At 42.5% G+C, this 1258-nt stretch carries 2 protein-coding genes; one reads left to right on the top strand and one right to left on the bottom strand.

Features of this window, described 5'->3' with window-relative positions:
• The coding region (gene leuB, locus LNTAR_RS24695; RefSeq protein ID WP_007281513.1) for a 3-isopropylmalate dehydrogenase at nt 1-712 on the bottom strand (712 nt) is incomplete at its 3' end.
• A gap of 85 nt (nt 713-797) precedes the next feature.
• Between leuB and LNTAR_RS24690 the strand changes: the two genes are divergently transcribed.
• The coding region (locus tag LNTAR_RS24690) for an ATP-binding cassette domain-containing protein (protein WP_007281512.1) at nt 798-1258 on the top strand (461 nt) is incomplete at its 3' end.

Below are 1258 nucleotides of genomic sequence, written 5' to 3'. Positions count from 1 at the left end.
ACTGACCTGGGTTACGAACGAGCTGCATAGCTGCGTTATCAACATACATTGTGTGGTAGTCCACGTCAGTGTAGTCTTTTGACACTTCTTCAGCGACTTCGTTCCAAAGCTGAGACACGTCGAGAACGTTAGCTTTTTCTACTGAGTGAAGCTTGCTGCCTCGCTTGCGAGCGATTTCGAAAGCAAGCTTTACAATACGCTTAACTTCTGACTCTTTGTAAACCATTGTGTTGTAAGCATAACGCTCGCCGTTTTCGTCAACACCTTCACCGCGTGGCTCACCGAAGTAGATACCACCGATAAGTTCACGAACAACCATGATATCGAGACCGTTACCAATAACAGAATCCTTGAGGAAAGAAGCATCTTTGAGTTCTTCCCAAAGCTTTGCAGGACGGAGGTTAGCGTAGAGACCGAGAGCTTTACGAATACCAAGAAGACCACGCTCAGGACGAATTGACTTGTCGATTTTGTCCCATTTAGGTCCGCCGATCGCGCCCATGAGTACCGCATCAGATGCTAAACATTTATCAATTGTATCTTGTGTGAGAGGCGTATTGTGTGCGTCGATAGAAACGCCACCAATAATTGCTTCTTCCGTAGTGAGATTGTGACCAAACTTTTCACATACTTTTTCAAGTACGACTACGGCTTGTTCAATAATTTCCGGGCCGATACCATCGCCAGGCAATACACAGATTTTTAAATCCATTTTTATTCTCCCATCTGCTTAGCGTATTTGAAAACGTCGCCAGCTTCCATAATGGCTTTAATATCGCCAAGTGGATTGAGCAGATTTGAGACAAGCTGTCTCCTGCATTTCACAAGAAGCTAAGCTTTTTGATGGTTCAGTAAGGGATAATTTATTTTATGCCAATCCGCATTTATCTCATGAAGAACTTGATGAAGTTGTTAAGGTTTCAGGTTTAGATAAACTTTTAAATTCTCAGCCCATGGGTCTTGATTTACCTGTCGGTGAGGGTGGCTCACAATTGTCAGGTGGACAACGCCAATTAGTCGCTATTGCTCAGGCAGTAGCTAAAAACCCCCCTATAATTTTGATGGATGAACCTACTTCATCTTTAGATACAGGTGCTGAAGCTGAGTTTTTAGCCAAAATGAAAGAGTTTACTAAAGACAAAACACTTATTCTTAGTACTCACAAAATGCGTGAACTGCAGCTCGTTGATAGAATTATTGTTTTAGATAAAGGACTTATGATTGCTGATGGCCCTCGAGATAAGGTGTTGGAAGTTTT

Origin of the sequence: Lentisphaera araneosa HTCC2155 (assembly GCF_000170755.1) — a bacterium.
Lineage (GTDB): Bacteria > Verrucomicrobiota > Lentisphaeria > Lentisphaerales > Lentisphaeraceae > Lentisphaera > Lentisphaera araneosa.
Note: the sequence above shows the minus strand (reverse complement) of the source record. Positions and strands in the feature narration are given on the sequence as shown.